This window comes from Leptolyngbya sp. FACHB-36, assembly GCF_014695955.1.
Taxonomy (GTDB): domain Bacteria; phylum Cyanobacteriota; class Cyanobacteriia; order Leptolyngbyales; family Leptolyngbyaceae; genus FACHB-36.
The window spans coordinates 1-9055 of sequence record NZ_JACJPG010000574.1 but is presented as its reverse complement, the minus strand read 5'-3'; the positions used below and the strand labels follow the sequence as shown (position 1 = coordinate 9055).

General features: G+C 55.1%; 5 protein-coding genes and 1 pseudogene. 2 read left to right on the top strand and 4 right to left on the bottom strand.

Annotation, left to right across the window (positions count from 1 at the left end; genetic code table 11):
- Positions 1–248, bottom strand: a pseudogene (locus H6F43_RS16550) (putative bicarbonate transporter, IctB family); the annotation flags it as partial.
- Positions 249–644: 396 nt separating this feature from the next.
- On the opposite strand from H6F43_RS16550, the gene H6F43_RS16545 reads away from it, so the two are divergent.
- Positions 645–2018, top strand: coding sequence for an efflux RND transporter periplasmic adaptor subunit (locus H6F43_RS16545; protein ID WP_190343821.1), 1374 nt, complete (start codon positions 645–647; stop codon positions 2016–2018).
- A 53-nt stretch (positions 2019–2071) separates the two neighbouring features.
- Positions 2072–5377, top strand: coding sequence for an efflux RND transporter permease subunit (locus H6F43_RS16540; protein ID WP_190343820.1), 3306 nt, complete (start codon positions 2072–2074; stop codon positions 5375–5377).
- A 138-nt stretch (positions 5378–5515) separates the two neighbouring features.
- Here H6F43_RS16540 and H6F43_RS16535 read toward each other — a convergent pair whose 3' ends face one another.
- The 3 genes from H6F43_RS16535 to ureC all read right to left on the bottom strand — a co-directional run bounded on the left by H6F43_RS16535 (position 5516) and on the right by ureC (position 8997).
- Entirely contained in the window at positions 5516–6403 is an 888-nt protein-coding gene (locus H6F43_RS16535) for a hypothetical protein (RefSeq protein WP_190343819.1), read from the bottom strand.
- A gap of 85 nt (positions 6404–6488) precedes the next feature.
- Positions 6489–7001: a hypothetical protein gene (locus tag H6F43_RS16530; protein ID WP_190343818.1), complete on the bottom strand. Its 513-nt coding sequence runs from the start codon at positions 6999–7001 to the stop codon at positions 6489–6491.
- A gap of 286 nt (positions 7002–7287) precedes the next feature.
- Complete coding sequence (gene ureC / locus H6F43_RS16525; protein ID WP_190343817.1) at positions 7288–8997, bottom strand: urease subunit alpha; 1710 nt, start codon at positions 8995–8997, stop codon at positions 7288–7290.
- Positions 8998–9055 lie beyond the last annotated feature (58 nt).

Below are 9055 nucleotides of genomic sequence, written 5' to 3'. Positions count from 1 at the left end.
GAAAGCGTCAGCAGCAGCCAAAATCCCAGACAGGCAATCAGCAGCACGCCAATCAGCGAATTTGAGATAAAAGGAGCTAGCCCGAACACCAGACTCACCAAGCCTGCGCCAATCACATCGGACCACTGCATCAGCCAACTGGTTTTGCGCCACTGCCGCAGCAGCCCTACAACGCGATTCAGGTAGCTGGCGCTGCGCCACTGCTGGATGGGCAGCGTAGACAGCGTGAGATGTTGCCAGACATTCATAAGAGGGTCGAAGAAGGATCTCTGGCTCATTGTAGGGGAGCTGATCGCCTTTTGGGATTTTGAATTTTAGTTTTACGACGAATTGCCCAGTTCACAGCACGAAGGCCGTTCTGGGTTTAATTCATCTTTATAGTTGTGGGTTCCAATTAAAAATCTTGAAAGAATTAAGTCATCTTAAATTAATTCAAAGATTATTGAACCTCCGGAATGGCAATGGCGGTCTAAGGAATCGTGGGACTCGATCGCAGTGAGATTAACCTGTGAAAGCCCAAGATTTCCTCTGGCACAACCGCGCTAGTGAGGTCTCTGGGCAAGCCGCTGACAATCTCGCTGCGGATTGAGACGACGAGCAGAATGTAACAGTATATTTAGCAAAAGTAGTTTTTCCTCAGACTTATGCGACGAATCATTCAGTTGCGGGGCAGTCTGACTGCGATCGCGCTTTCGGCAATACTGGCAGGTTCGCTGGGTTTGCTAGCGGGATGCAATGGTACTTCAAAAGCTGAGGCGGAGTCCCGACCGCGCGGCGAGGGGCAAAATTCTGGTCCTGCCGCCGTTGATGCGGCTACCGCTCAGGTGGGCGCAATCGAGCAAGCGCGGGAATATACGGGGACGACGCAGCCGTTTCGGGAGGTGTCGCTGCGATCGCAAGCAGAAGGACAATTACTGAATCTATCAGTGGATGTGGGCGATGCGGTGACGCAGGGACAAACGCTGGGTCAGTTGGACAGCGGCGTGCTGAGTGCTGCGGTCACCGAGGCGCAGGCAGAAGTTGCCGCCCGCGAATCCGAAGTGGCGAGCGCCCAAACCGAAGTTAGCGACGCCCGCACCGAAGTAGAGCGTGCTCGAATTACCCTGCAACAGGCGCAGTCGGACCTGAGGCGTCAGCAACAGCTCCTTCGCGATGGCGCGATCGCCGAACGCGATGTAGAAGCTTCCCAGACGCAGGTAGGAACCGCACAGCAGGCGCTGCGATCGGCACGAGAGCGCGTAGGAACTCGTCAACAAGCTGTTACCGCTGCCCAACGTCGGGTTGCAGCGCAGCAGGCGGTGGTTGCTCAGCAGCAAGAGCGGCAGTCGTTCACAGTCGTGAGATCTCCCGTGACGGGTGCGGTCCTGCAACGGGTGACGGAGCCAGGAAACTTAGTTCAGCCCGGCAGCGAGCTGCTGCGGGTGGGCGACTTTAGCCAAATCAAAATTACGGCTCAGGTATCCGAGTTAGAGTTGGGCAATCTCCGCGTTGGTCAGCCGGTGCAAGTGCGGCTCGATGCCTTCCCCAATCAGACATTCTCCGGACGAGTCAGCCGCGTTTCGCCTGCGGCTGATCCAACCGCGCGATTGGTGCCGATCGAAGTCACAATGCCCAACAACGGACGCATCGGTAGTGGCTTACTGGCGCGAGTTAGCTTTAACCAGCGCCCGACTGCTCGTCGAGTTGTTGTGCCGGAAATGGCGCTGCGGGCGAATGAAGATCCGAAGGCGAGACAGAAGCAGGACAATCAAAATCAGGGCAATCAAAATCAGCAGAGCAATCGGTCCCAGCGTGACATGGGTACGATTTTTGTGGTTGAAGAGTCTGGCGACGGTGCCAAGGTTCGCGCTCGGCAAGTAACGCTGGGCGATCGTGGCGATGGCGAAGTCGAAGTGATCTCTGGCTTGAAGGCGGGTGATCAATTCGTGGCTCGCAGCAACCGCGCACTCAAAGACGGTGACTCGGTGCGCCTAAGCGTCCTATCCAAGCAGCCCAACCAACAGCGCAGCGGCGGCTGAGGAATTGGCGCGTCTGGCTTCTCATCCTTGACTCCTCATTCTTGACTTTCCCCATGACCCAATCTTCATCCCCTTCTGGTTTTAGTATCAGCGCCTTGTCGATCCGTCAGCACATCGGCACCTTGATGCTGACGCTGGCAGTGATCGTTCTCGGCATCTTCTTTCTCACAACGCTGCAAGTAGATTTGCTGCCGTCGATTACCTATCCTCGAATTGGTGTGCGTGTTGAGACACCCGGAATTTCGCCAGAAGTTGGCGTTGATGAAGTGACCCGTCCGCTCGAAGAAGCCCTGACTGCCACAGAAGGGGTCGTGCAGGTGTATTCGCAAACCCGCGAGGGACAGGTGAGCCTGGACCTGTTTTTTCAGCCAGGCGGCAATATTGATCAGGCGCTAAACGATGCTACGGCGGCGTTTAACCGAGCGCGGGGGAACTTGCCGGAGACGATCGAAGAACCCCGCTTGTTCAAGGTCGATCCTTCGCAGCTTCCCGTGTATGAAGTGGCGCTGACTTCACCGGATCTGGAACTCGTCGATTTGCGCTTATTCGCTGATGAAGAACTCGCTCGCGAGCTGAGCGTGGTTCCCGGTGTAGCAGCGGTGGACGTGGCAGGCGGTGTTGAGGAAGAAGTCCGCGTGCTGCTGGATTTGAATCGACTACAGTCACAAAACGTGACGCTGAGCGATGTCCTGACGGAGCTAGAGGAAACCAACCAAGATATTTCTGGCGGACGGATTTATGGCAGAACCTCGGAGCAACTGACGCGGGCGATCGGGCGTTTCCGCAACGCCGACGAAATTCGCAATTTGTCGTTTGAAGTCGGGGGGCAGGAATCAGGGGGAAGTAATCAGTCGTCAACCGCGAGTGGGCAGTCGGAAAGCGAGCAAACCGCCTCACCCTCTGCGGCTAGCTCCTCACCGACTCGGCGGATCTACCTGCGCGATTTTGCAGATGTGATTGACGGAAGCCAGCAGCAGCGTTTGTTTGCCACGCTGAATGGCACACCCGCTGTAAAAGTCAGCATTCAGAAGCAGCCAGACGCCAACACGATCGACGTGGTGGACGGGGTGAAAAAGAAACTGGAGGAGTTGAAGCAAGCAGGCAGAACTCCTGAAGGCATTCAGCTCATTGCCACGCTGGACGAGTCGATTTTGATTCGCGAATCGATCAACAGCGTCACCGATGCGGCTCTTTCGGGTGCGGGGTTAGCCGTTGTTGCGGTGCTGCTCTTTTTAGGCTCGCTACGGCAAACGTTTATCATCGGCATCACCATTCCGCTGTGCACGCTGGCTGCGGCGATCGTCATGAAGATCAGCGGCTTCTCGCTCAATGTTTTCAGCTTGGCAGGGCTGGCAATCAGTATTGGGCAAGCGGTGGATACGTCGGTTGTGATTCTAGAAAACATTGACGCGCGATCGTCCTCGGGTGCTCCCATTGCTCGTAGTGGCAACACCAAAGCCGCGATCCAGCTTGTCGAAGACAGCAGCCGCGAAGTGGAATCGTCGCTGGTTGCTGCTACTGCCAGTAACCTGGTGTCGGTTTTGCCATTCGTGCTGATTGGCGGATTTATATCGCTGCTGTTCAACGAGCTGATTTTGACGATTTGCTTTGCGGTCGTGGCGTCACTGCTGGTCGCCGTTACGGTTGTGCCGATGCTGTCCTCGCGCTTGCTAGCAATTCGCTGGTCCAGCGGCGTAGAGCGCTTCTGGCTGATCCGGCAATTCAACCAGCGATTTGAAGCGGCAACGCGAGGCTATGCAGGATTACTAGCTCGCGTCGTTCAGCATCGGGTTTTGGTGGTGGCGATCGTTGCTCTGGTACTGGGCGGCGGCAGTATTTTTATGATCAGCCGCGTGCCGCAGGAAATTCTGCCGCGCATCAGCACTGGACAAGCTAGCCTGTTCGCTCAATTTCCACCCGGAACGCCGCTGGAGACAAACCGCCGCGTCATGACGGAAGTGGACCGGATTCTGCTGGAGCAGCCAGAAACCGAGTATGTGTTTAGCACGATCGGCGGCTTCCTGTTTGGCAGCAACACCAGCGAAAACCCGCTCCGCAGCAGCAGCACAATTACGCTGAAGCCGGATGCAGATGTGGATGAGTACGTTGCCAGAGTGACGCGAGAATTTCGCAAGCTCAATCTCGTAGACATTGTGCTGCGTCTCAGTCCGGGACAGGTCCGGGGCTTGATTCTGAACAACTCTCCGATACGCGGCGCTGAGATTGATGTGGTCCTGCAAAGTGAGAATGCTGACGCGCTCGACCAAGCCGGACAGCAAGTGCTTCAGGCGCTGTCGCAGCAGGTAACCCTAGCAAGCTTCCGCCCTGACGCAGACCAGCGCCAGCCAGAGATTCAGATTCGCCGCGATCGCGAACGGCTTGCAGCGTTAAACCTGAACACCCAGGACATTGGTGAGGTGCTGGAAACTGCAATTCAGGGATCGGTGCCGACTCAAATTCAGCGCGGCAACCGCTTAGTCGATGTCCGCGTAGAGCTGAACGAGGATGACATTCGGGGATCATCCCAACTCGCTAGCCTGCCGCTGTTTACATCGGGAAATCGTCTGGTGCGCTTGAGCGATGTTGCCACGATCGAATCGGGACGAACCCCAGGACAAATCCAGCGGATTAACCAGCGACAAGTGTTTTTGATTGCAGGCACGTTGTCGCAGGGCACAAGTCTGGGTGATGCCCTCAAGCAGGTCGATCAGGTGCTGGCAGGTGTGCAACTGCCCCAAGGCGTGAGCGTACTGCCTAGTTCTGCGGCTCAAAGCAATCAGCAATTGCAGGGAGCGTTGCCCGCCTTAGGAGGACTCGCCGCCTTTCTAGTGTTTGTGGCAATGGCGGTGCAGTACAACTCGCTGATCGATCCGCTTGTGATTATGTTTACCATTCCGCTGGCGCTGGCGGGCGGCATCTTTGGCCTGTTTGTTACCAAAACGGCGATCGGTGCCACTGTAATTGTCGGAGCCGTGCTGCTGGTTGGAATTGTAGTCAACAACGGCATCATTCTGGTGGAGTTGGCAAACCAGATTCGAGAGCAGGAGGGCTGCACTCGTCGTGCTGCAATTCTGCAAGCGGCTCCCCAGCGGCTTCGTCCCATTATGATGACGACGATTACAACGGTGGTGGGCATGTTTCCCCTAGCGCTGGGACTGGGGCAGGGCGGCGAATTTCTTCAGCCGCTGGGGGTCGTGGTGTTTTCGGGATTGTCGCTGGCAACGATGCTGACGCTGTTTATCATCCCGTGCTTCTATCTATTGCTCCACGACCTGTTTAATCCAACGCGGTTCCGCCGCAAACCCGCAAAGTCAATCAGTTTGGAAGAGGCGATCGAGCCATCCTCGCCTCGAAAGTAGAAGCCAAAGTGTTGTTATCTCGGTATCCACCACAATAGCGTTCTTGTTAAGTGGTGGATGTCGTTCTAACAAAGAGAGGAGGCGGGACGATCGTCCCGCCTCCTCTCTTTGTTGGATGTCCTTAAATGTTTAATGTCCTTAAATTTCTGCAACGGCGCGTTCAATCAATCGCCGTGCCAGCGTTTGTGTACCTGTGTGCGTGTAGTATTTGACGGAAATATCTAGAAACGCGCCCAGATAGTCGAGCTTGTCCTTCGATACCTCGACAAAGCGAGTCAGATTATCGATCACGTTGTCCTGCGTTAAGCCACGGGATGAAACAAAATTGCTCATCCAGTCCTTAACTGAATCGAAACTTTGATTGATGAAGCCAAGCTGTCCAGCAGAGTTGCCGCCGGGAATTAGAGAGCTAACGCCTTTGAACGTTTGGTTTTGCTCTAGTTCTGAAGGTGTCAGATTTTGAACTGTGGATAGCCCCTTGAGGATGAAGTCGGGACCTAAGGGAATTAGCCCGTCGAAGCAAACTAATGCCGCCATTCGCATTAGCGATTCACCTCCGTAGTCGCCTAGCGCAGCGAGAAAATCGCCGATGCTGTCGCCGGGAATGCCGTTGATTTGGCAGAAGGCAACCAGTTCCACGACTAGCTTGACGCTTAAATCAATGCTTTGTGCACGCTCCGGCTTTGGAGTGAGGTTGCTGAGGAAGCCGAGGAAGGAAATGTCCTGCCCAACTTTGTTTGCTATTGCGGCGGCTCCCAAGGCACCGGAGGCATTGTCCACCGTGTTGTACAGCCACATTGCTCGCTGATAGCCCTGTGAAGTGTCGTTGTAGAGATAGACTGCTCGATCGCCAATTTGCTGAACTAGTCCTTCATCGGTTTCGCCAGTTACGGTCTTAATTGTATTGACGAAGCCCGTCAGGTTTTGCCACTGTCCAGGAACGGCAAAATCGAGCGATCGCAGTGCTGCAACCGTAATGCCGCCTGTAGGAAGCTCGTCTACCAGCTCAAAAATGGGTTTGCTCATAATAAATTATCCAGTAATGTTGTCAGTCGTTATGGTGAGCGATGAGCCGACTGTCTACTGACGACTAGTCACCCACCACTGGCTGCTACTGCACCTTTGCTAAGCCTTTGAGGTCAAATTTCTGAATCCAGGCTTGGCGATCAGTTTTGGTGAATGCGGGATCGCGGGACAGCACTTTTACCTGGTAGCGATCGCCAACTAGGACAGCGGTTTGGGTCGCACCGACTTCAACAGTAGGGTAGCCTGCGATCGACTGAGTGCTGGTTTGGAACTTCTTAGCGGCGTCTGGCGTGCTCTTGGTATCCGAGATTGCTAGCATTGCCACGTCCTTGCCGTCCTTTTTTAGCTTGGCTTCGGCAAAGCCTTTCTTTTCTTGGGTGTAAACTCGCTGGTAGCCGCTACTGGGCTTCGGAAAATATTGGTTAAAGCTGCTGCCTTGGGTGGCGTCTTTGGCAACCGCAGGGGATGCCTTTTTCTGGGTGCTTTCCTGCTGCGCCTGAGAGAACTGCGAGGGAGGCTTGGTCTCGCAGCCCGTCACTAACAGCAGCACTGATAGCAACAGCGGAGCAAGAAGTCTGCGCCAGTTTAATGAAGTCATTAGCCTTCTCCTAACATCGACGAATGAGCGAGGCGTTACCCCTTGCAGTGTACGCCGTGGCTGGTGATTTCTGATCGTCGTTTAACTGAATTTTGCTTGCAAAATAATCGTGCTGGTTCGATCGTAAACGGCTCGTTAGATCTCCTCGCATCCTGTCGTACCAATTCGGAATTCGCAATTCGCAATTCGCAATTGCAGAAGCTCGATTTCGTCAACGTTTCAGTCGTCTGAATCTTCTAATCTATAGCTGGAATCTAGAGAATTGATATCAGATCTGTGGCGCTGGCTAGAACAGAAAGTAGCGCTGTGCCATTGGCAAAACGGTTGCGGGTTCGCAGGTGAGCAGTTCGCCATCGGCACGGACTTCGTAGGTTTCCGGGTCTACTTCTACGTGAGGTAGGGCGTCGTTGAGCTTCATGTCGCGCTTGGTCAAGTTGCGAATGCCGGAGACGGCAACGGCGGTTTTCTGCAAGCCAAGCTTATCAGGAATGCCTCGTTTTAACGCGGCTTTGGATAGGAAGGTCAGGGACGTGGGCGCGATCGCCCCGCCAAAACTGGCAAACATCGAGCGCATGTGAACGGGCTGTGGTGTGGGGATACTCGCGTTGGCGTCGCCCATTTGCGCCCACGCGATCATGCCGCCTTTTAGGACGAGTTCTGGCTTAACGCCAAACATCGCGGGACGCCAGAGGCACAAATCTGCCAGCTTGCCGACTTCTACAGAACCAACGTAGTCTGCAATTCCGTGCGTAATGGCGGGGTTGATGGTGTACTTCGCCACGTAGCGCTTGGCGCGAAAATTGTCGTTGCGGCTAGAGTCCTCGGACAGTGCTCCTCGCTGCACTTTCATCTTGTGTCCGGTCTGCCACGTGCGGATGATCACCTCGCCAATCCGCCCCATCGCTTGCGAGTCTGAGGACAGCATACTGAACGCACCGAGGTCGTGCAGAATGTCTTCGGCGGCGATCGTCTCGCGGCGAATCCGCGACTCTGCAAACGCCACGTCCTCAGGAATTCCGGGATCGAGGTGATGGCACACCATCAACATATCCAGGTGTTCGTCTAGAGTGTTGACGGTGTAGGGTCGCGTGGGATTGGTAGACGACGGCAGCACGTTCGCTTGACCACAGACTTTAATGATGTCCGGGGCATGCCCACCGCCTGCGCCTTCGGTGTGGTAGGTGTGGATGACTCGGTTCTTGAACGCGGCGATCGTGTCTTCGACAAATCCGGCTTCGTTCAGCGTATCCGTGTGAATGGCTACCTGGACGTCGTAGTCGTCGGCAACCGATAGACAGGTGTCGATCGCCGCGGGCGTTGTGCCCCAGTCCTCATGCAGCTTTAGGCCCATTGCGCCTGCTTCAACCTGCTCTTCTAGCGCTTCTGGTTTGGCGCTGTTGCCCTTACCCAGAAAGCCTAAATTCATTGGAAACGCCTCTGCCGCTTGCAGCATCCGGTACATATTCCAGGGTCCGGGTGTGCAGGTGGTTGCGTTGGTTCCAGCAGCGGGTCCGGTCCCGCCGCCGATCATGGTGGTGATGCCTGCCGCGATCGCGACTTCAATCTGCTGTGGGCAAATGAAGTGAATGTGGGTGTCGATGCCGCCTGCGGTGAGGATCATGCCTTCGCCCGCGATCGCCTCGGTACCGGGACCAATGATGATCGTTACGTTGTCTTGAATATAAGGATTTCCAGCTTTGCCGATCGCGGCAATCTTGCCGTCTTTGATCCCTACATCGGCTTTGACGATGCCCCACCAATCCAGAATTAGCGCGTTTGTAATTACGGCATCAACCGCGCCGTCTTTGTTCGTAATGGGTGACTGTCCCATGCCGTCGCGAATCACTTTGCCGCCGCCAAATTTCACTTCGTCGCCGTAGGTGGTGTAGTCCTGCTCGACTTCGATGATCAATTCGGTGTCGGCAAGACGGACGCGATCGCCCACGGTGGGACCAAAGGTTTCCGCATAGGCGCGGCGATTCATGCGATAGCTCATAGTCAGCCCTGAACGTTCATCTGCATTTCTTGTATCTGCTTAGTTGTACCAGAATTGT